This window comes from Ornithinibacillus sp. FSL M8-0202 (genome assembly GCF_037975285.1).
GTDB classification, from domain to species: Bacteria; Bacillota; Bacilli; order Bacillales; family Amphibacillaceae; genus Ornithinibacillus; species Ornithinibacillus massiliensis.
The window spans coordinates 2,215,319-2,237,153 of the sequence record NZ_CP150248.1 but is presented as its reverse complement, the minus strand read 5'-3'; the positions used below and the strand labels follow the sequence as shown (position 1 = coordinate 2,237,153).

The window sequence follows — 21,835 nt, the reverse complement described above, 5'->3', positions numbered from 1 at the left end:
GCGTTTTCAATTAGTTTAACGCATCATATTCTGAATTTGGGGAATTTTGATGGAATGACTGGATTTTTGTTTAACCTAGAATAAACGAAAACTAAAACAGAAGATTTTAAAATCCCAACATTTTCCTGAAATGACTAGAATAGGATTGGCTAACTGGAATACTTTCCCCATTTACCATTTCTAATAAAAAGGTAGAATGTGTATCAGGAAAGATTTCCTTGATATAATGGACATTCACAATATAAGAGCGATGACAGCGAATAAACACATCCCGTGGTAGATTATATTCAAACTCTTGTAATGTATTTTTATGTGTCCCACACATTTCCTTCGCATAGACATGTGTTTTTCTTTCTTTTACTTCTAAATAATATACATCATGAAATGGGATAGACTTCCATCCATCATTGGTCTTTAACGTAATGACCGATTTGCCATCTGTGTAGGTTGGGAAGATTGCTAATATACAGCCTGCAATCTTCCCATCCTCATGGAAAGGAACCGCCATACCATGATAAGGCACCCCAAACACATTACGATCAATAAATTCAGATACCTTTTGATTGGTCATTAATGCCTTATGTGCAATGCTCCCTTCTTTCACCGGATCACCAGGACTGATTTTAAGGTCTATCCGCTTACTAGGTCGATAATAAACATATTCCTTTCCATTAGAAACTGCAATCGATATTTCATCTGAAAATAGTTCACCAATAATATCTAAAATCTCCATATTTAATCTCCCACCTTACATTCACACGTTCCTGTTGGATAAAGATAGAATAACGGTTATTCTAACTTGGTTTACATCCATAAACTCTCTACTAGTCAGACGCAACCAAATGCACTTTATTAGGAAGGAATAATACTATCCTGCTTGTGGTAAGCCTGACATCATTTAATTCGATTTTTCTATTAATGTTAAGCTAAAATCGCCTACTGCACCTTCTTCATACAAGTTGGTAACAGATGTAGCATAATGTAGAATTTCAGCATGAAATTCTACGTCTTCTACTTTGACTAGGAAGTCATTTTTATATAATTCAACAGTTACATCATGATAATCCTTATGGGCCACTTTGAACGCTAGTTTTAATTGATATCGACTTTGTCCACCTACTTCTACTTTTGATAATTCCGCTTCTTCTGCAATAATCGTTAACTTATTTAAGGCTACTGTTTTTCCCATTTTGCTCACCCTTCGTCATTTATTCTGAAATGTTTTTGGCATCACAACCGCTATCACTTCACCCTTAGCACAGCATGTATCATTCGCAAATACTTCGATAGACACCTTCCACTTCTTTGGATGAATCTCTTCGGTCACACCAATTGCCTTTAATGGTACACCATGTGGGGTAGGCTTTACAAAGTCTACCTTAAGCGATGCGGTAACAAACCTAGGTGGTTCAGGAGCCTTATTTCCTGGTTCATAACCGTTTTTACGATGTAATGCTAAGGAGGCAGAACCTGTTCCATGGCAATCAATAAGAGAAGCGATAAGCCCTCCATAGACAAATCCAGGAACAGCTGTCTGCTCTTGACGAGGGACATAGTAGGTAACCGTCCTATCTCCATCCCATCCTGTTCGTAAATGAAGCCCCTGTTCATTTAATCGGCCACATCCGTAACACCATGAATAGTCTTCTGCATATTCATCTTGAATTGCATGTACCACTTTTTCTCCCATTTTATCGCTCCTTTTTGAATATCTTGTCCCTTTTGTTCATATATTGATTCCAGAGATGACAACAATTCTATTTGCCTTTATAATATATGTATTAACGTTGTGAATACAATTTTAAAAATTTTAAATAGAAAGGTGAGAGTATGGGAAAGAGAATTTTTTACTTCCTACTAACTAACGTACTTGTTTTATTAACTATTGGTATTATCTTTAGTATTTTACCTATCGGAAATTATATTGGTAATGATGGGCAAATCCAATTTGGTACCCTCCTCATTTTCAGTGCTGTGATTGGTTTCACTGGATCATTTATCTCACTTGGCATGTCCCGCTGGATGGCTAAGAAAATGATGGGTGTAAAGGTTATTGATCCTAATGGACCGATGAACGAATATGAAAGAGCTGTCGTGGAGAAAGTCCATCGCTTATCCAGAGCTGCTGGATTAATGCATATGCCTGAGGTTGGAATCTATCATTCTCCTGAGGTTAACGCTTTTGCAACTGGGCCATCCAAAAAACGTTCATTAGTTGCCGTTTCAACTGGTTTATTACAAGAAATGGATGATGATGCAGTTGAAGGTGTTATCGCTCATGAGGTTGCACATATTGCGAATGGCGATATGGTAACTATGACATTACTACAAGGAATCGTGAATACATTTGTCGTATTCCTATCCCGAATCGTTGCATTTGCTGTTTCTCGCTTTGTTAAGGAAGAGCTTGCACCGATTGTGCATTTCATCGCGATTATCGTATTCCAGATTGCCTTCTCTATCCTAGGAAGTATTGTCGTATATGCGTACTCAAGACATCGCGAATACCACGCAGACCGTGGTGGTGCTGATTTAGCTGGTAAGGATAAAATGCGCCATGCGCTTGAAAGCCTAAAAGCATACACTAGCCGTATTAAGGGTGAAGACGATACATCCATTGCAACATTAAAAATTAATAACAAGCGCAAATCATCCATATTTTCTACACATCCAGATTTAGATGAGCGTATTAAGCGTTTAGCATAAGCCAATCAAATTAACAAGCCATCCAGTACCTTTATAAAACAGTACGGGATGGCTTGTTTATATGTCTTTAACACTAGACATTCCTTTTTGTACCCTTCTAGTTTGAACCATCTTTTATTCCTATTTCATTACTTCAACTTGTTAATATTAACTTTTACCACTATTTCTTACACCTATATCAGTCAACTATCATATATTTAACCTATAAGAGGTGAATAAATATGTATTATCATACGAACTACCAAAATCGTGGTACGATTCCGACAAGACAAACGGAAAACAAGGTAAAGGTCGTCGGAGAAGGTAGTGTTTTCGCGACACCAGATCATGCTACTATCTTACTTGGTGTCATTACGGAGGATGAGCAGCTACAAGAAGCACAGCAAGCCAATGCGCAAAGGACAACCAATGTCATCAACGCTCTCGTGAATGCTGGAATTTCACGGGATAACATTCAAACATCTGATTTTCGAGTAGACATTCAATATGACTACCAAGACGGTACACAATTATTTCGAGGCTACCGCGTGAGTAATTTGCTTACCATAAAAATAGAACATATAGAAAGAGTAGGGGAATTAGTTGATATAGCCATGGAAAATGGTGCGAATACGGTACGAAATATAGCGCTACGTGTTGGCAATGAGCAACGTTATTATCAACAAGCACTGGCAAACGCCATTCGAAATGCTCAAGAAAAGGCTGCGACAATCGCAGAGACGCTCGGTGTGGCCATCCCTCAAACCCCTACCCAATTAAAAGAACTAACTAGCCAAGCACCAGAAACTCCTCGTCCATATGTACTGGGCGTTGCAACGGATAGTGCCGTGACAACCCCAATTGAAGCAGGCCAAAATCAAATTACAGCATTCGTCGAGGCAACCTTTCATTACTAAAAAATCTCTCATTCTGCTTTTTTATTGCAGTCAATTCCAGCTCAAAAAATCAAGAGGGAACATTTCCCTCTTGATTAATCCATATCTTCTCTATGATGTTCTAAGTAAAATTTATCCTTACTATCCTCAAAAGGAAACAGTTTTAATTCTTTCGCTTTATCAGCATGTTCTTCGAAAATTTCATTTAAGATATCCTGTGGGTTCTTACCTTCCGTTTCGATACCTAGCTTTTCTGCCGTGTCATAAATTTTAGCCTCATGGATTTCCATGACAATCTCATGATGCTTTTTCCCATCCGTGTCAATATGGTAAGCCTCTGCTTCCTTTTCTAGAATAACTGTCTTCACTTCCTTTAGTAGCTCCTCTGTCTCTTTCCCATCCATATCGATTCCTAATTCTTCTGCCTTTTGCTTAAGCTTTACATCCATGACTTCTTGGGCAATTGCTTCCGGCTCCTTCCCTTCTGTTTCAATACCTAGCGCTTCTGCCTCGTTTATTACCTTCGTATGATGGATTTCTCTTGCAAGTTCTTTTATGTCCTTGCCTTCTATTTCGATACCTAGTTCCTCAGCTTTTTTTAATAGCTTTGCTTCTTTTACTTCCTTTGCCAATGCATGGAGATCTTTTCCTTCTGTTTCAATCCCTAATTCCTTCGCCTTATATTTAATCCAGGCTTCCTGTTGAATTCCGTGTCGAAATTCCTCTTTCTCTTTTTCCTCTCCATCCTTTTGGAAAAAGTCAAACCAAGCTTCCTCTTGTTTTTCAGCGAACACATTAGAAAGCTGCCAGGATCCAGCAACGATAATAGCCGCTAATAATAGGAATAGCTTATTCTTCATCTATGATCTTCCTTTCGTTCTGATTGATATTTCCACCATTTCATTCGTTACTATTTCCAAATAATGAAAATTCATGAATAAATGTTGGGAAATTTTTACTATATTTTTTTAAAGTCTTTATGATTTCTACTAGTCTAACAAGCATTTCTTTGATACTCTTAAAAGTGGAAAGCGTTTCCGGATAAAAAATATCCCAAAATACTAGCATTCTGATTTCTAGCAGGGGATGGGGGTAAAAGATATGAGAAATTTAGTAATACTAGGCGGTGGCTATGGAGGGATTAAGGTTGCATTAGGTTTACTGGATAAAGGCTTACCAGAAGACGTAAATCTAACCATAGTAGATCGCAATCCATACCAATCATTAAAGACAGAATTTTATACGATTGTTGCCGGTACCGTTGCCGATCGCGAAGTACGAGTAGACTTTCCAAAGAATGACCGAATCCAGTATGTGTTTGCAGAAGTAGAAAAGATTGATGCAGAACATCAGCAAATCGTTTTTCGAGATCGTAGTGAAGTAATTTCATATGATTATTTAGTTGTCGCACTGGGATGTGAAGATAATTATCACGGTATTGAAGGGGCAGATATTTATACAGAAAGTGTACAATCTTTTGCTGGATCACGAAGAGCGGGTCTTGCAGTAGGAAACCTAAAAGCCTATGGTAAAGTAACGATTGTTGGTGCGGGCTTAAGTGGTATTGAAGTAGCTTCTGAAATACGCGAAAGCAGAGAAGACCTTAACATTCGCCTTCTAGATCGCGGCGGCTCTGTACTTAGAGCGTTCGATCCACGGATTCAAGGTTACGTGGCAGACTGGTTTAATAAAAACGATGTCGAGGTACTGCATCATGCCAATGTGGAATACGTAGAAAAAGACGGTGTTTGTAATAACGGTGTCTGTTATGTGAATGATGTAACGATTTGGACTGCTGGGGTACGCCCGAACAAGGTTGTCCGGGAATTACCTTTCCAAAAGGACCAGCATGAAAAAATCGTCGTTAATGATTTCTTCCAGGTACCAGCGCAACCAAACGTATATGTGATTGGTGATTGTGCATCTTCCATACACTCACCAAGTGCACAGCTAGCTGGTATTCAAGGCGAACAAACAGCAGCCGTGTTAAATTGCGTCTTGAAAAATAAAGAACCGAAAAAGCCAAAAGAAATTCGCTTAAAAGGAACCCTAGGATCATTAGGTAAAAGTGATGGCTTTGGCAATATGATGAAGCAGCCAATGACTGGTATTGTTCCTCGATTAGTAAAATCTGGCGTATTATGGTTGAATAAACGTCACTAGAACTAGCTTGAAGAAAAATTTCATTTATGCATCCTTACCAGCTACCGGGAATATACGTACATCCTACCTATATATCCGGAGCTGGTGAACGCATTATTCGGTTATACATAAAGTATGCGCTAACCTCAAGAGATGTGGTATTTCCCCATTAAGCAAGAGACGATACCTATATCGATATCGCCCATTCCATTACCCATTATTATTATTTCCCTTACTTTGATCTCTTATCATTAGTGTTAATGGTTTGTCATTTCCTGTTAAATACTGATACAAAACAGATGATGTAAGCTGATAGCTTTCCTCTATCTTTTCTACGACAAAACTGGTTCGTTCGAACAATATCGATCGCAAGATACTTAATTGGCGGTATGACTTCTCCATTAATGCTTCTTGGTTTTCTAACTGACCGATTACTTTATCTTGCTTATCTTGTTGCTTGGTTACTTGCTCCGCCATCACTTGTTGCTGCTCACTAATCACATCCATTTTATGAGTGAATTGTTGATTTGCTTCGTAGAACTTCGCCAGCTGGTCTATCATAGCTTCATTGGATTGATGAATTCGATTAATCTCCTTTAAAATATCTTCATTAATAGTACTGTTCTTCTCCACAATACGATGAAGCTCCTGACTGTCACGCTCTAACATCATGATCCACTCCCTCGTCTGTTTTTCAAAAACCTGGTGCTGCTTATCCTTTTCCTTCAAGGTTTTAAGATCCTCTGACACTTCTCCCCATCGTTTCTCCTCAAGTAACCAGTGACTTTGGAAGGATCGACGTATGTCTCTCATCGCTTTCTGAAAGGAATTATTCCTTTCCTCCTGCTCGGCCAGTAGTTCCTTTACATAATCACTTTTATAATAGGACTGATTCGGTTCTTCTATTTGATTATTATTCTTAAATAAATTCGGATGTGTTTGTGTATTCATGAAAAGACTCACAATGCCCTCTCCCTTACTATTCCATTTCCACTACTTTATCGTATGCACACATGGAAAAACACGGGACAAAAAACTAATTAAAACCACTGAGAATGCGGCAGGTAGTACGTTGTTATAGCAGGAAACTTAAAAGGCATTCACTAAATTATTAGCGAATGCCTTCTCCCATTAATCCTTTCGGTTTAAGTACTCGTCTGGCTGGTCTCCGCCATGGGCAGAGCTATTTTTGTATTGACTCTTTCTCCCGTTACGGTGCTCGCCATGATTTCTGTTTTCCTTGAACATATTATTGAATTCCTTTTCCTTATTGACCATCGTTTCGCCTCCCTTCCCGTATGAAAATTAGTGTTAGGATTAGTGGATAAACTTATACACATATCAAATATGCTTTAGAACTGCTATTTAATAATTCCTTAATCATTCTCCTCTACTCCAAACAGCAGTAAATACCAAATTCCCAACATGATTGTTCCTAAAATTGCCTACTTATCATTAAATTTTAGAATATTTAAAATGTAAATATGGTAGACTACAACTAACAACAAACTTTACGTTAAGTGAAACATAATACGACGTGATGGCGTCTTATAAGAGATTAGGAAGTTAGGAGGAATTAGAGTGGGCCACTCGAAAGCATTCCATCCGACGTACGATAATGAGGGCATTAAGGAACTGCAGTCCAATCCAGCCCTTGCCATTGAAACAATTATGGATACGTACGGTGATGAAATAAAGCGCTTAGTCTTTGCATATATGAAAAATTCAGCAGATACGGACGATGTGACACAAGAAGTATTTGTCACGATTTATCAAAAATTAAATACGTTTCAAGGGAACTCTTCCTTAAGAAGCTGGATTTATTCCATCGCAATTAATAAATGCAAGGATCATTTAAGAAGCTGGCAATCAAGGAATAAACGCTTAAAGGAGAAGCTCATTTCTTCCTCACAATCAATGAAAACAGTAGAATTGACGCCAGAAGAAATGACCCTCCAAAAGGATAATTCCAGCGAGCTTTTTCAAAAAGTAATGGATCTACCCATTAAATACCGAGAAGTCATCATTCTTTTCTATTTTAAGGACCTTTCAACGAAGGAAATCGCAAAGGTACTGACTATGAATGAGGCTACTGTACGAACACGTCTTAATCGTGGGCGGAGTAAATTGAAGGAATGCTTATCTTCTGAAAAGGGTGGTGTCAGCCATGGATAAGCAGTTTAACGATTTAAAAAATGAATTTAACCAAATTCCCACATCATTTACCGAGAACGATAAACAAGCGGTCCGCAATAAAATAGAGGAGCTTACGAATAAACCGATTCGCAAGTCTAAACCAGCCATTCCAGTCTGGATTACTGCTTCAGCCATTACCGCTGTTGCACTATTATTGATTGTCGTAGTGCAAAATCAAATGGGTATGATGATAAGTAGCAACGATACGAATGGTGCAGAGAATGAAATGGTTAGCTTCGATAGTGATGGATCCGAAGTGGAAGCAGGGATGGCAATAGAAGAATCGATGGAGGATCATGCATCTACGTTTGATCAAGAAACGAACAATAAAAAAGAAGAAGCAGATTCTCTACTATTTAATCCCGACACAATTGAACCAGATATGTGGTTAGGAAATATGCAAGTGGAAGAGGTGAAGCGTCAAGGTGAAGAAGCTATCATCACACTTCGTAATCGTGAAGCCCAAGCAATATCTGGACAATTCACAAGCGATGAACGGTTAAGCTTTATCCCTGAAGGCCATTTACCGCCAAGCTGGTTACCACTGGCTGATCGTGATGCACACGGTAATGTGAAATTTTACTTTACTAATGAAGAATTAGCTAACCAATATAAAGATAGTCAGAACCATTCCATTGTCACGTTAGAGGTATCCGAAGTGAGTTATCACTATTCACCAGATGGATCAGAAATTAATTTAACGATTATAGATGAGTAAGGAATATTATCTTTTTCGTTTCAACGATTCTAGATTTCCGCGTGGGCAAGGATGCTTTTATGTCATCCAATGATTAAGCTAAAAAAATCCGTAACCCGATTGAATGGATTACGGATTTTCTTTATTTGCCCTAGGTGCACTTTCAAACCCGATTTTTCGATGAGTACCATCACAGAATGGCTTTATCGCTGAGTGCCCACAACGACATAAGGAAAAACTCTTTTTCGTTTCAAAAACATTGCCCTCAGCATCGACTAATTCTACATCACCAGTAATTCGGTATGAACCATTATCATTCACCTTGATAACAACCTTTTCACTCATGTGATCACTCCTTCTTGTGAAAGTTAAACTTTATTCCATAGGAACTCATAATACCTGTTTCATACGAGATAAACCTATACTAACAGCTTACGTTTCATCCATCAGAATATGATGGGTTATTGCGCTAGTCAGCTTGTTTGACACGATTCTCCATGTGACCAATCTTGGAAATCTCCAAACGAACAATATCTCCGTCTTGTAAGAATTTAGGAGTTTCCATGCCAAAAGCTACCCCGTCTGGTGTACCAGTCATGATGATGTCTCCCGGATTTAAAGTAATCAGATGAGAGATAAATTCAATTAAATACGGAATATCAAAAATGAATTTCTCCGTGTTTGATGATTGACGTACTTCTCCATTGACATAGCATGTAATATCCAGTTTCCCAGGATCCCCTACTTCATCTGGAGTTACGATCCACGGACCAATTGGTGTACTTCTATCCACTGTCTTGCCTTGTAACCATTGAGGTGTACGTTTCTGTAAGTCCCTGGCTGACACATCATTTCCTATTGTATACCCTGCAATATAGTCAAGAGCATCTTCTCTTTTTACGTTAGCGGCCTCTTTTCCAATAACAACGGTTAACTCTACTTCATAGTCCAGCTTATCTGTAAAAGAGGTCTTTTCGATTGCATCATCCGCTCCGATTAACGAATTGGCAAATTTCGCAAATAGTACTGGGTATTCCGGTATCTCACTTTTCATTTCTTGAGCATGCTCTACATAGTTTCGACCTACACAAATAATCTTCGATGGTTCTGGAATTACCGGTCCTAAATACACTTCCCTTCTCTCGTATCGCTTTACCTTCTCTAACCGATTATCCTTTGCATATCCATATGCTTCCTTTACCTTTTCGATAAGAGGTAGCCCTTGCTTAAAAAATATGGTTGGATCCGATGGTAATGACGTTTCCAGTTTGCTTTGTGATTCCTTCTGCTGGTACACTTCATAGACTTGTTGAGCATCCACTATATCGCCATTTTCCAGTACTATTCCTACACGTAAGGGAGTTTCCTCGTTTATTAATCGGTAACTAACTAGTTTCATTATTCCACCTCATATCTAGCTAAATATAGTTACATTGTATATTTTTCTAATAATTTTGTAAATTAGTCCGTGTATCAGCTAAAACCATCAAGCGTTATTCTTTTTCCATTCATATTCTTCACGCAACATGGAGTACACTACGGTATCATGGAACTTCACGCCATCAAAATCGGTGTCACGCAGAACGCCTTCTTTCGTAAACCCGAATTTTTCTAATAGCTTCCTAGAACCATCGTTTCTTGCAAAAATATCCCCTACAAGCCGATGAAATCGAAGGGTGTCAAACACAAATGGTAGGAGAGCTTTTATTATTTCTGTCATTACGCCTTTATTCTGATAATCCTCGCGAATAACGGCACCCATCTCTGCCTTCTGATGCCATAAGCTAAGTTTATGTAGTCGGAATTGCCCTACTAAGTCATTGTTCTTTTTATGGATAATTACCCATGGAATTTCCTGTTGTTTATCAAATTTCGCTAATGAGTCGATAATTCCTTGCCGCACCTCTTCCTCACTCTGAACCGGATGGGCAGTAATGTTTTTCATTGTCTCCTTATCACGTAAAAATGGAAATAAACGGCTAGCATCCTCTAGCTGAATTCCTCTAAGGATGTATTTTTCCGTCTCTAATGTTGGAATAGTGGTAAACCATTGATCCTTGTTCATAGTTAGCCTCCATATGCTGTATTGTTTAGGATTTTTTTACTGTTGTCCGTTACAAAATCCCATTTATCACGTTGTCTCATACCGTAACAGGATTTTCCTTAAGCCAAAACAAAATAAACCTGGGACAAAAAAATAATCATAAAGGAAAAACCGAATGATGAGCAACCGACCTCGCTCCGGAATTATAATTGCGGTTCGCGGGCGGCTGGTGAGCCTCCTCGTGCTACTTCTTTAGGGGTCTCAACCGTGCCCTTTCCTCCCGCAGGAGTCTACGTATATTTCCGGAGCTAGTATCGTGTATCATTCGGTTTTACATTTAATTCTTTTCGTTATGTCCCAGTCTCATTCCTTATCTTTAAAATGAACTCTTCATGGCTTACACGAAGAAAATTCCTGCAATGGTCTAATTGCTAGATTACGCCTCTACTCCTACACCATTTACTTGTTTTACGAACTCCTTCATTAACCCAGGCAAATCTGGCCAAGCATGACCAGAGATTAAATTCCCGTCCACATGGTTCGGCTCACTAACATATGTTGAGCCTAACGCTTCTACTTCCGGCTTACACGCAATATAGGCCGTTAGCTCTCTTCCCTTCATATGCTCACGTACTGTCGTTAGTACCTGAGCAGCATGACAAACCGCTGCAATCGGCTTATCCGCTTCAAAAAAGTGACTTACAATAGCTGGTACATGCTCATTCAGACGCATAAATTCCGGTGCACGGCCTCCCGGAATAATCAATCCATCATATTCCTCTGGATTAATCGCTTCAAAGCTCGCTGTCGCCTCGATTAAGTATCCTTCTTTCTCTGTGTATGTTTCCCAACCGATGAAGTCATGAACAACAGTATGCAGCTTCTTTGGTGATGAAGCAGCAATAGTCGTTTCAAATCCTTCCTCTAGACAACGGAAATATGGATAGTAAATTTCTAACGCCTCTACTGCATCGCCAGCAAGAATCAATACTTTCTTAGACATGATAATTCCTCCTCTATTTGTTAATCATTCCTAGATACTATATTCTATCGGGACTTCGGGTAATCCTGCTAAAATCATTAAATTGATAAAAAATTTAACAAATTCTATAACTTACAACAAGACTTTAAATAGTCCCTAGCTTCAACGATGATTATAACATTCAACCTGTTTAGCACAGATCCTAGCCCATTTTTCACAACTTGTTTTCTGTTTTTAATAAAATTTGAAAAATTATTCTGGAAATACTCGGAAAAAGATGCTATGCTTTATGTGAATAAAAAAATATTTTATTCATATATTCAAAAGAAAGGATCTAACGATATGCCAAAAGGGTTCAACAATCATGAAAAGAAGGTCATCAAGGAAGCGTTAATCGAACAAGGGAAACAACTATTTTCGATACATGGTCTACAAAAAACTAGTATTCAAGATATTACATCGAAAGTAGGTATTGCTGCTGGTAGCTTTTATAAATTCTATCAATCAAAAGAAGAACTTTATTTTGAGGTTCTCGAACAAGAAGAAGCGCAAATAAAGAATGAGCTATTACAGCTTGAACTCGGAGATAACCCTAAACAAACTGTTAAGATAACGCTTCTAAGAATGATTACTAATATAGAAAAATCTACCATTATTCAGCAGCTGTACTTAGAGAACAATTTGGAGTACTTATTTAGAAAGCTACCACCGGAGAAACTAGAAAGTCACTTCGATAAAGACTCTGACTTTTCATCCATATTAATTCAAAAGTGGGAAAAACAAGGGTTACAGTTTACAGAATCACCAAAGATGATAGCTAGCATATTACGATCGTTGGTATTTCTTTCATTCCAAAAGGAAAAAATTGGTGAATTGGAATATCCAAAAACAATAGAGTTTCTCATTAACCATACAGTTAATGGACTTATAAAGGAGGAATAAGTCGTGCAAGCTGTGATTCAAACAGAGAGCCTTTCAAAAAACTATAGAGGATTTCAGGCTGTCAATAAGGTATCGCTTCAAGTAAACAGAGGCGATATTTATGGATTTATTGGCTTAAACGGAGCAGGAAAAACAACCATGATAAGAATGATGCTTGGTATGATAAACCCTAGTGAAGGGGCTTGCTTTATTAATGGGAAACAAGTAAATCTATCTAACTACCCTATTTGGCAGGATGTGGGCTATATAGTAGAAACTCCATATGCCTACCCGGAACTAACCGTTAAAGAAAACCTTAATATATTCCGTCGACTATATGGCATTCGGGACCCACAGTCCGTAACAAATATTTTGGAGCGGCTAAACTTGACAAGATACGCCAATAAAAAGGCCAAACACCTTTCCCTAGGAAATGCACAGCGTTTAGGCATTGCAAAGGCATTATTACATCATCCTCAAATATTAATAATGGATGAGCCTGTTAACGGACTTGATCCTGCTGGAATAGTAGAAATTAGAGAACTACTACAGGATTTAGCTCATAATCACGGAGTAACTATCTTTATTTCCAGCCATCTTCTTAGTGAAGTTGCTAGAACTGCGACAAAAATAGGGATTATTCATAATGGGAATTTACATCAAGAGCTATCATCTAAAGAACTACCACGATTATTGAATCAACGACTACATATTCAAACAAAAAACCTATCATCTACTGTGGATCTATTACTACAACATGGGTATGATCCCCATGTATCGCAAGCAGGGACAATAGAATTGCATCAGCAAAAGGCAATCACCTCACCCGAACAAGTTGCCCAACTTCTCGTTCAAGGCGGTCATTTACTCACTAAATTATCGATTGAACAAGAAGACCTAGAAAGCTATTTTCTGCGTATTATTCAAGAGAAAGGAGACCATTTACATGAATCGTGCATTAGGAGTAATTCAAACAGAGTTATTTAAATTACGCAAATCAAAAATGTTCTGGATAACCTTAGGAGCTTTTTCATTCGCACCCTTAATGGGAGGACTCTTTATGATTATCCTTAAGGATCCAATCCTTGCACAAAACAATGGTCTAGTCGGAGCTAAAGCCAATATCATAGGGGAAGCTAGCTGGCCATCTTACCTCAATTTACTATCACAAATATTAGCAATTGGAGGAATAGTCATATTCGGATTTGTAACAAGTTGGATATTTGGGAGGGAATATTCGGATAGAACAATAAAAGACCTAATTGCTCTTCCCTTCCCAAGAAGAACCATTATTCTAGCAAAGTTTTTCACTGCATTTGTAGCTAATATGGCATTAGCGTTATATATTATCGCATTTGGCATTATCCTAGGACTTATCATTATTCTACCTGATTGGTCTATTACAACTCTGGTAGAAGGTCTTTATACATTAATTGTCACAACCCTTTTAACAGTTTTGTTAAGTACACCAGTAGCTTTATTTGCTTGTTTAGGTCGAGGGTACTTAGCTCCTTTGGGTTTTGTAATCTTAATGGTAGTCTTCTCACAAATCCTCGCTACAATAGGGTATGGGGCATACTTCCCATGGGCAATACCTGCTCTTTATAGTGGCATTGATGGTACGAGTGAAAGTATCGGTTTACTAAGCTTTACACTAGTAATACTGATTAGTATTATTGGATTAACTACTACTTTTATATGGTGGAGAATATCTGACCACAGGTAGATCTTACTTGATTTTTCTAGTATTAACATTCAATATTAGGTGCCCCTTAATCCGGGGCACCATCTATTAGCCATTTTGTAAAAGTTAACAAATCTTTAAACTTCATATCTGCTTCACTCTTCGTTTCTTCTCGAGTTCCAACCAACACTGTTTTGGTTCCAGCTCTCTTCCCAGCTTCAATATCCTGGTCACGATCGCCAACCATATAGCTCTTCCTTAAATTCACCCCATGTTTTTCTGCTAAATCAAGTAACATTTGAGCACCTGGTTTTCTGCATGCGCAGCTGGCTCGTGGCTTATGTGGACAATATGCAATATCATCAATTTTTGCTCCGAATGCTGCTAAATCATCACGCATTTTTTGGTGGACCTCCTCAAGCGCTGATTCCGTCATATATCCCAATCCAACACCACCTTGATTAGTGACCACAAACACTTTAAACCCCATATTATTTAATGACTTAACGGCTTCTCCAACCCCTTCTAGTAAATAAAAGTCACTAGCCTTATTAACAAATCTCACCCGATGGGACAATACCTCATTAATGACCCCATCTCTATCTAAAAAAACTGCTTCTTGCATGATATCACCTTCCAATATTATTATTAGTCAGTTTACCCATTTAACTACATTGACACCACCCGTAAAGAGAGATATGTTCAATATAATAATTAGTTTCATGGGAAAAGGAGTATTCTTAGATGTCTATTATAGAGAAATTAAAGTTATCAAAATATCATAACCTCGTAGTATTGAATAAACCTAAAGACTATATAATATTCGACAACTTTGCTACAGAATTGATAAAGAATCATGATGCCATTTTTATTTTTATTGAAACGATTGAGGAAATGGTAAAACACACAATCCAAGTTATCGAGGGTAATGAATTATTGCAGGAAAAGGGCTACCTCTTTTTCGCCTACCCTAAAAAGGGAAACAAACGATACGATACACATGTCCATCGCGATGAAATTTTCCCTGCGTTAAAGGTTGATGAAGATGGATATGTCAACGATAGTGATATTAAATTTGCTCGAATGGTTAGTATGGATGATGTATTTACCGTTGTAGGACTTAAGCGTGAAAAGAAAAAGGAGAAAAAAACGTCTCCCGCTAGTCAATCTGTAGCCGATTATGAGGTTAATGTTAAGGACGTGGAAGCAATGTTAATCGATCATCCAAGTGAATTTTCATTCTATCAGAGTCTAACCCCTGGTTATAGAAGAGACTGGGCACGATTCATCTTTTCTGCAAAACAGCAGAAAACCCGAGATAAACGAGTTGAACAAATGGTAGAGGTATTATCCCAAGGATATAAGACAATTGATTTATTCCGTCAAAAAAAGAAATAATCATGACTTTAACTAGAAACACCCCCGAAATTAGAGTGAACCCTGAATTTCGGGGGTGTTTTATAATGGATTAAATTGTGCCATTTAGCATAGCCTATAAATGGAATTTGACATACAAAAGAAAATGTAGTAAATTAGCTGATGGCGAACAATTATAATTATCATACGATAAAATATTCGTATTTAGGAGTGCTATTTATGGAAAACGTATTTGATTACGAAGATATCCAGTTAATTCCCGCAAAATGTGTTGTAACTAGCCGTTCGGAATGTGATACATCTATTACATTCGGTGGTCGCAAATTCAAATTGCCTGTAGTACCTGCTAATATGCAAACCATTATAGATGAAACAATTGCCTTGAAATTAGCTGAGGAAGGCTATTTCTATATTATGCATCGATTCCAACCAGAGAAGCGTTTAGACTTCGTTAAGGATATGCAAAAACGCGGATTATACGCATCCATTAGTGTTGGTGTAAAAGAAGAGGAATATCGCTTTATTGAAGAATTAGCTACAAATAACCTAACACCAGAATATATTACAATCGATATTGCACATGGTCATTCCAATGCAGTAATCGAAATGATTCAACATATTAAAAAGACACTTCCAGGAAGCTTTGTTATTGCCGGTAATGTCGGAACTCCAGAAGCAGTAAGAGAATTAGAAAATGCTGGTGCTGACGCTACTAAAGTAGGAATTGGACCTGGTAAAGTATGTATAACAAAAATTAAAACGGGCTTTGGTACTGGCGGATGGCAATTAGCTGCACTTCGTTGGTGTGCAAAAGCAGCCAGCAAACCAATCATTGCTGACGGTGGCATTCGTACACACGGTGATATTGCGAAGTCTGTCCGTTTTGGCGCTAGCATGGTCATGATTGGTTCTCTATTTGCCGGACACGAGGAATCACCTGGTGAAACAGTTGAGAGAGATGGCAAGCTATATAAGGAATACTTTGGTTCCGCTTCTGAATTCCAAAAGGGTGAAAGAAAGAATGTAGAAGGTAAAAAAATGCTAGTGGAGCATAGAGGCTCACTAAAGGATACACTAATTGAAATGGAGCAAGATCTTCAATCTTCTATTTCCTATGCTGGTGGCAAAACGCTCGATGCTATTCGTAATGTGGATTATGTAATCGTTAAAAACTCTATTTTTAATGGTGACAAAGTATACTAAAAAAAAACGAACACATTCTTGTCATTACAGAATGTGTTCGTTTTTCTATGCTACCGAAAAGGTGTTGATACTTTCCCTCTGTTACCTTTTTTGAATCGCTCAACTGAATAAGGGCACTGATACTTCCCCTCTGTTACCTTTTTCGACTCACCCAACCAAAAAAGGGCACTGATACTCTTCCTCTGTTACCTTTTTTCCTCGCTCAACCAAAAAAAGGGCACTGATACTATCCCTCTGTTACCTTTTTCGGCTCGTTCATCCGAAAAAGGGCACTGAGTCTATCTCTCTGTTACCTTTTTTGACTCGCTCAACCAAAAAAGGGCACTGATACTTCCTCTCTGTTACCTTTTTCTCCTCACCCTACCAAAAAAGGGCACTGAGTCTCTTTCTCTGTTACCTTTTTTGACTCGCTCAACCCAAAAAGGGCACTGATACTTCCCCTCTGTTACCTTTTTCGACTCGCTCAACCGAAAAAGGGCACTGACACTCTTCCTCTGTTACCTTTTTCGACTCACCCAACCTAATAAGGGCACTGAGTCTATCTCTCTGTTACCTTTTTCGACTCGTCCAACCGAATAAAGGCACTGACCGCTTCTCTCTGTTACCTTTTTCGACTCACCCAACCAAAAAAGGGCACTGACACTCTTCCTCTGTTACCTTTTTTCCTCGCTCAACCAAAAAAAGGGCACTGAGTCTATCTCTCTGTTACCTTTTTTGACTCACTCATCCGAAAAAAGGCACTGAGACTCTCTCTCTGTTACCTTTTTCTCCTCACCCAACCAAAAAAGGGCACTGACACACTCTCTCTGTTACCTTTTTCTCCTCACCCAACCAAAAAAGGGCACTGAGACTCTCCCTCTGTTACCTTTTCCGACTCACCAACCCAAAAAAGGGCACTGACACACTCCCTCTGTTACCTTTTCCAACTCACCCAACCCAAAAAAGGCCACTGACACACTCCCTCTGTTACCCTTTCCTCCTCCCCCAACCAAAATAGGCCACCAACTATCCCATCCGCATAAAAATACCACAGCTAGAAACACTGTGGCAAAGCGAAATTTTTTCTTATCTCATAAAAAAAAGGTGAGCACTGTTTGAAAGTGCTCACCCTATTTAATCTAGTCCACCATCTTTTGAAGTTGATGTAACTGGAATGTACGAACTGATCTTGGTAAGAAACGACGAATTTCATCTTCGTTATACCCTACTTGAAGACGCTTCTCGTCAATAATAATCGGTCTTCTTAATAGTCCTGGGTTTTCTTGGATTAATTGATATAGCTCCTTCATTGGTAATTGCTCAATGTCTACATCAATCTCCTTGAAAACTTTCGACCGTTCTGAAATAATTTCCTCGGTACCGTCTTCAGTTAGGCGTAAAATCCCTTTTATTTCTTCGAATGTTAACGGTTCCGAAAAGATATTTCTTTCTTTGTATGGTATATTGTTTTCTTGAAACCATGCTTTTGCCTTTCTGCAGGATGTACAACTTGGTGTAACGTAAAGTGTTACCATGTAATTACTTCCTTTCTCTCTATAAGAGATTTAACAAAAACTCATCCACAGATGTATTTCCTATGGTTCAATCTTTGAAAGACCAGGCCTTGCCCATATAAAAAACTGATATAGTTATTCTTATAAATATCTTTAATTCAATATAATTTTATTACAGCTAATCTGCACTGTCAACCTTACTTTCTTTACTCAGTGATAATTAGTATATTAATTATAACACAAGGAAAAGCCACATTGGAAAGTATGCCCAAAAAGGTTTGTAAATTATGCAGAAATAAATGTTTTATTTTATTTACTTATGTAAATTCATTTTTATCTCCATTACATAGCTATTTCCCTCTACAGACATTCTTTCGGGATCCACCCTACTTCGCCAGTATATTTCTTTACTAAAGCATAACCCTTTTCTCCATGATTCTTTTATACTCCATTTCGTCATACACTAACCAATAACTACTATTACTTTATCATGAAAACCTTACCATTTGGATTCTTTCATTCCAATGCTACTTTTTTGCTACCTTCTACTTCCCAATATTATCCATAACCATTACAATACCAATAGGGACAAATTACTATCTAAGTTAAGCTGCTCCTAGGGGGAAATTATATGAAGCCTACTGCAAAAGAAATATGGTCCATACCGAATATTCTATCTTACATAAGACTGCTTTTAATTCCGATTTTCGTTTATATTTACATAACCGCAAACAGTACGTCCGATTATTATGTAGCAGCACTTATCATTTTATTATCAGGACTAACAGATATGTTAGATGGGCTTATCGCCCGGAAGTTTAATCAAATAACCGAACTCGGTAAAACAATAGATCCTATTGCAGACAAGTTAACACAGGCAGCTATTGTTGGATGCTTGATGTTTCGGTATGACTACATGTGGATACTAGTCCTATTACTAGTTGTGAAAGAATTGTTCATGGGTATAAACGGACTAATCCTTCTGAAAAAAGGTAAAAAGTTAGATGGGGCCATGTGGTTCGGAAAAGTTTCTACAGCTATATTTTACGCTGCAGCATTTATCCTTATTGCTTTTCCTGAAATCAGCCCACACTACGCCTCACTCCTGATGTTGATTACAGGCGTATTTCTAGCGTTATCGTTCATCTTATATATTCCGGAATTTTTAAAGCTATATCGGAATGCATCTTAAGACCGCCAATTTAGGCGGTCTTTTTTAAAATCACGGTTATTTTCCTATTATCGCGTCCAATGGCATTTGTCCTTCTCCTATCCCCTCAAATCCCCCTTTCGACATATCCATGTCGACCGCCGTCTCTTTTTAAGAATTATTGTAATCTTTCGACATTTAGAAGGGTTTTTGTTTTATTATGTGGAATAAGTATTGCTAAAGCATTAGCATGACGATGATACTTTCCTTTCTTTTTATAGCTAATTTTACTCACCTAGTAATATCACAAGCAAAAATTCAATATGCTACTTAAAAAGGTCTAGAAAAGCAACGACCAAAGGGGGTTACTTGTGTGTCAGATGAAGTTCTAAAAATTGTAGACCTACATACACACTTCTTTACCGATCAAGGAGAAATTCCTGCTGTAGATGGTGTAAGTATTACTGTACATAAGGGAGAAGTAGTTGGCATTGTCGGTGAATCAGGCTGTGGAAAAAGTGTTACCTCTCTATCGATTATGCAATTGGTACCCAGTCCTCCCGGAAAAATCGTAGGAGGGTCCATCTATTTTAAAGATGAAGATCTTCTAAAAGCATCAAAGAAAAGAATCAAAGACATACGAGGTAATGAAATATCTATGATATTCCAAGAACCAATGACCTCGTTAGACCCATTATTCACAATTGGTAATCAGTTGCGCGAGGCAATTCGAATCCATCAAAAGGTATCTAAAAATAAAGCTAACCAAAAGTCGATTGAGATGCTTAAGCTAGTAGGAATACCACGCGCAGAGGAAGTCATGAACGAATATCCACATCAATTATCCGGTGGTATGCGACAGCGGGTGATGATTGCCATCGCGATGTCTTGTGATCCAGAGATACTGATTGCCGATGAACCAACAACCGCATTAGATGTGACGATACAAGCTCAGATTCTAGACCTCATGAAGAAGTTAAATAAAGAGAAGGATACTGCTATTTTATTGATTACACATGACCTCGGTGTCGTAGCTGAAATCTGTGACCGAGTAGTGGTTATGTATGCTGGTCAAGTAGTAGAAGAAGGCACCACCCGAGAGATATTAAAAGATCCAACACATCCCTATACGAAGGGGCTAATCCGCTCCATTCCAAAACTCCATGAAAAAAATCAAAAACTATACTCCATCCCTGGTACGGTTCCAAAACCCAAGATGGGGATGAACGGCTGCAGGTTCAAAGATCGTTGTGAATTCGCCTTTGAACGTTGCAGTACAGAAACTCCCGAACTATTTTCCTTAGCTAACAATCGTTCCAGCCGGTGCTTTTTATTAAACGATGGAGAAAGGAAGGTAGTACATGATGCACAATCCAATATTAGAAGTTAATCATTTAAAGAAATACTTTGACATCCGTGGTGGGGTGCTTGGAAAAAAGGTGGGCGAGGTAAAGGCAGTAGATGATGTTTCATTTACCGTTAACCCCGGAGAAATATTAGGAATCGTTGGAGAGTCCGGCTGTGGTAAATCGACAACCGGAAAAAGCATACTCCGACTGATTGAACCTACTGATGGAGAAGTAAAATTTGAAGGGCAGGACGTAACGAAGCTGAACGCCGAATCGATGAGAAGGCTACGCCGAGATATGCAAATCATTTTCCAAGATCCGTATGCTTCTTTAAACCCGAGGCATACCGTGGAAAAGATTATTAGCGAGCCTCTCTTAGTTCATGGCATGAGCAAATTAGAACGCAAAGCTCGTGTGAAGGAATTGTTAGAGGTTGTTGGGCTCAGCAACTATCACGCCTCCCGCTACCCACATCAATTCAGTGGGGGACAAAGACAGCGGATTGGTATTGCAAGAGCATTAGCGAATAACCCAAAACTCATTATCTGTGATGAGCCTGTGTCAGCACTTGATGTTTCCGTACAATCACAAATTCTCAACTTAATGGAAAGCTTACGCGATCAATTTAACTTAACCTATGTCTTTATCGCTCATGATTTAAGCGTAGTTAAGCATATCAGTGATCGTGTAGGTGTTATGTATTTAGGTAGATTGGTAGAACTAACGGAAAAAGACAAACTCTACGATGAACCGAAACACCCATATACAAAAGCACTTCTTTCCGCTGTACCAGTACCTGACCCGGATGTGGAAAAGGAAAGAATTATATTGCAAGGTGATGTTCCAAGTCCATCTAATCCACCTTCTGGCTGCGCATTTCACACCAGATGCCCGATGGCGATGGAGATTTGCAAACAGGTAAGGCCTGAGTTTGAACCAGTTGAGGTTAATCATTTTGTTGCCTGTCATTTATACAATGAGACAGCGCAATGAAATATTACAATATTAAAATGTTA

Annotated in this window: 25 protein-coding genes; 13 read left to right on the top strand and 12 right to left on the bottom strand. The window is 38.4% G+C overall.

Features of this window, described 5'->3' with window-relative positions:
* Positions 1-106: 106 nt before the first annotated feature.
* From MKY78_RS11690 to MKY78_RS11680, 3 genes are all read right to left on the bottom strand, one after another.
* Entirely contained in the window at positions 107-733 is a 627-nt protein-coding gene (locus tag MKY78_RS11690; RefSeq protein ID WP_339212832.1) for a LytTR family DNA-binding domain-containing protein, read from the bottom strand.
* Between the two features lie 165 nt (positions 734-898).
* Complete coding sequence (locus MKY78_RS11685; protein ID WP_339212830.1) at positions 899-1,189, bottom strand: DUF3219 family protein; 291 nt, start codon at positions 1,187-1,189, stop codon at positions 899-901.
* 15 nt (positions 1,190-1,204) lie between these two features.
* Complete coding sequence (locus tag MKY78_RS11680) at positions 1,205-1,690, bottom strand: PaaI family thioesterase (protein WP_339212828.1); 486 nt, start codon at positions 1,688-1,690, stop codon at positions 1,205-1,207.
* Between the two features lie 140 nt (positions 1,691-1,830).
* On the opposite strand from MKY78_RS11680, the gene htpX reads away from it, so the two are divergent.
* Both htpX and MKY78_RS11670 read left to right on the top strand, forming a co-directional pair.
* Entirely contained in the window at positions 1,831-2,706 is an 876-nt protein-coding gene (gene htpX, locus MKY78_RS11675) for a protease HtpX (protein WP_339212826.1), read from the top strand.
* Positions 2,707-2,927: 221 nt separating this feature from the next.
* Positions 2,928-3,602 (top strand): SIMPL domain-containing protein, encoded by a 675-nt coding sequence (locus tag MKY78_RS11670; protein WP_339212824.1) that lies wholly within the window; start codon positions 2,928-2,930, stop codon positions 3,600-3,602.
* Between the two features lie 74 nt (positions 3,603-3,676).
* On the opposite strand, the gene MKY78_RS11665 is transcribed toward MKY78_RS11670, so the two are convergent.
* Positions 3,677-4,441 (bottom strand): hypothetical protein, encoded by a 765-nt coding sequence (locus MKY78_RS11665; protein ID WP_339212822.1) that lies wholly within the window; start codon positions 4,439-4,441, stop codon positions 3,677-3,679.
* A 241-nt stretch (positions 4,442-4,682) separates the two neighbouring features.
* Between MKY78_RS11665 and MKY78_RS11660 the strand changes: the two genes are divergently transcribed.
* Entirely contained in the window at positions 4,683-5,744 is a 1,062-nt protein-coding gene (locus MKY78_RS11660) for an FAD-dependent oxidoreductase (RefSeq protein WP_186868139.1), read from the top strand.
* A gap of 189 nt (positions 5,745-5,933) precedes the next feature.
* On the opposite strand, the gene MKY78_RS11655 is transcribed toward MKY78_RS11660, so the two are convergent.
* Together MKY78_RS11655 and MKY78_RS11650 are read right to left on the bottom strand one after the other, a co-directional pair.
* Complete coding sequence (locus MKY78_RS11655; protein ID WP_186868138.1) at positions 5,934-6,674, bottom strand: hypothetical protein; 741 nt, start codon at positions 6,672-6,674, stop codon at positions 5,934-5,936.
* 180 nt (positions 6,675-6,854) lie between these two features.
* A complete protein-coding gene (locus tag MKY78_RS11650) occupies positions 6,855-7,001 on the bottom strand; it encodes a hypothetical protein (protein WP_186868137.1) in 147 nt (48 codons plus the stop codon).
* A 303-nt stretch (positions 7,002-7,304) separates the two neighbouring features.
* On the opposite strand from MKY78_RS11650, the gene MKY78_RS11645 reads away from it, so the two are divergent.
* A complete protein-coding gene (locus MKY78_RS11645) occupies positions 7,305-7,898 on the top strand; it encodes a sigma-70 family RNA polymerase sigma factor (RefSeq protein ID WP_186868136.1) in 594 nt (197 codons plus the stop codon).
* Complete coding sequence (locus MKY78_RS11640) at positions 7,891-8,637, top strand: hypothetical protein (protein WP_339212820.1); 747 nt, start codon at positions 7,891-7,893, stop codon at positions 8,635-8,637. Before MKY78_RS11645 ends, MKY78_RS11640 begins: the two co-directional genes overlap by 8 nt.
* Positions 8,638-8,745: 108 nt before the next feature.
* On the opposite strand, the gene MKY78_RS11635 is transcribed toward MKY78_RS11640, so the two are convergent.
* From MKY78_RS11635 to MKY78_RS11620, 4 genes are all read right to left on the bottom strand, one after another.
* Entirely contained in the window at positions 8,746-8,961 is a 216-nt protein-coding gene (locus MKY78_RS11635) for a CDGSH iron-sulfur domain-containing protein (RefSeq protein ID WP_186868134.1), read from the bottom strand.
* A 124-nt stretch (positions 8,962-9,085) separates the two neighbouring features.
* On the bottom strand, positions 9,086-10,015 hold the full coding sequence (locus MKY78_RS11630) for a fumarylacetoacetate hydrolase family protein (RefSeq protein ID WP_339212819.1): 930 nt from the start codon (positions 10,013-10,015) through the stop codon (positions 9,086-9,088).
* Between the two features lie 87 nt (positions 10,016-10,102).
* Positions 10,103-10,681, bottom strand: a complete 579-nt coding sequence (locus MKY78_RS11625) for a GNAT family N-acetyltransferase (protein ID WP_339212818.1) — start codon at positions 10,679-10,681, stop codon at positions 10,103-10,105.
* A 415-nt stretch (positions 10,682-11,096) separates the two neighbouring features.
* Positions 11,097-11,663, bottom strand: coding sequence for a DJ-1/PfpI family protein (locus MKY78_RS11620; RefSeq protein ID WP_339212816.1), 567 nt, complete (start codon positions 11,661-11,663; stop codon positions 11,097-11,099).
* A 321-nt stretch (positions 11,664-11,984) separates the two neighbouring features.
* Between MKY78_RS11620 and MKY78_RS11615 the strand changes: the two genes are divergently transcribed.
* The 3 genes from MKY78_RS11615 to MKY78_RS11605 are packed head-to-tail and all read left to right on the top strand — an operon-like array spanning position 11,985 to position 14,289.
* A complete protein-coding gene (locus MKY78_RS11615) occupies positions 11,985-12,584 on the top strand; it encodes a TetR/AcrR family transcriptional regulator (RefSeq protein WP_339212815.1) in 600 nt (199 codons plus the stop codon).
* A gap of 3 nt (positions 12,585-12,587) precedes the next feature.
* Positions 12,588-13,550 carry an ABC transporter ATP-binding protein gene (locus MKY78_RS11610; RefSeq protein WP_339212814.1) on the top strand — a complete coding sequence of 321 codons (963 nt, stop codon included), beginning with the start codon at positions 12,588-12,590 and terminating at the stop codon, positions 13,548-13,550.
* A complete protein-coding gene (locus tag MKY78_RS11605) occupies positions 13,510-14,289 on the top strand; it encodes an ABC transporter permease (protein WP_339212812.1) in 780 nt (259 codons plus the stop codon). The genes MKY78_RS11610 and MKY78_RS11605 overlap by 41 nt, the downstream gene beginning before the upstream one ends.
* Before the next feature lie 46 nt (positions 14,290-14,335).
* Here the strand turns inward: MKY78_RS11605 and MKY78_RS11600 are convergent, their stop codons facing one another.
* A complete protein-coding gene (locus MKY78_RS11600; RefSeq protein ID WP_339212810.1) occupies positions 14,336-14,872 on the bottom strand; it encodes an HAD family hydrolase in 537 nt (178 codons plus the stop codon).
* Positions 14,873-14,991: 119 nt separating this feature from the next.
* On the opposite strand from MKY78_RS11600, the gene MKY78_RS11595 reads away from it, so the two are divergent.
* Both MKY78_RS11595 and guaC read left to right on the top strand, forming a co-directional pair.
* Positions 14,992-15,645: a YdeI/OmpD-associated family protein gene (locus MKY78_RS11595; RefSeq protein WP_339212809.1), complete on the top strand. Its 654-nt coding sequence runs from the start codon at positions 14,992-14,994 to the stop codon at positions 15,643-15,645.
* A gap of 198 nt (positions 15,646-15,843) precedes the next feature.
* A complete protein-coding gene (gene guaC, locus MKY78_RS11590) occupies positions 15,844-16,827 on the top strand; it encodes a GMP reductase (RefSeq protein WP_339212808.1) in 984 nt (327 codons plus the stop codon).
* 1,118 nt (positions 16,828-17,945) lie between these two features.
* Here the strand turns inward: guaC and spxA are convergent.
* A complete protein-coding gene (gene spxA / locus MKY78_RS11585) occupies positions 17,946-18,341 on the bottom strand; it encodes a transcriptional regulator SpxA (RefSeq protein ID WP_186868124.1) in 396 nt (131 codons plus the stop codon).
* Between the two features lie 610 nt (positions 18,342-18,951).
* Here spxA and MKY78_RS11580 point away from each other — a divergent pair.
* From MKY78_RS11580 to MKY78_RS11570, 3 genes are all read left to right on the top strand, one after another.
* Complete coding sequence (locus tag MKY78_RS11580; RefSeq protein WP_339212807.1) at positions 18,952-19,512, top strand: CDP-alcohol phosphatidyltransferase family protein; 561 nt, start codon at positions 18,952-18,954, stop codon at positions 19,510-19,512.
* Positions 19,513-19,843: 331 nt separating this feature from the next.
* Complete coding sequence (locus MKY78_RS11575; RefSeq protein ID WP_186868122.1) at positions 19,844-20,860, top strand: ABC transporter ATP-binding protein; 1,017 nt, start codon at positions 19,844-19,846, stop codon at positions 20,858-20,860.
* Positions 20,835-21,812, top strand: coding sequence for a dipeptide ABC transporter ATP-binding protein (locus tag MKY78_RS11570; protein WP_339217890.1), 978 nt, complete (start codon positions 20,835-20,837; stop codon positions 21,810-21,812). The genes MKY78_RS11575 and MKY78_RS11570 overlap by 26 nt, the downstream gene beginning before the upstream one ends.
* Positions 21,813-21,835 lie beyond the last annotated feature (23 nt).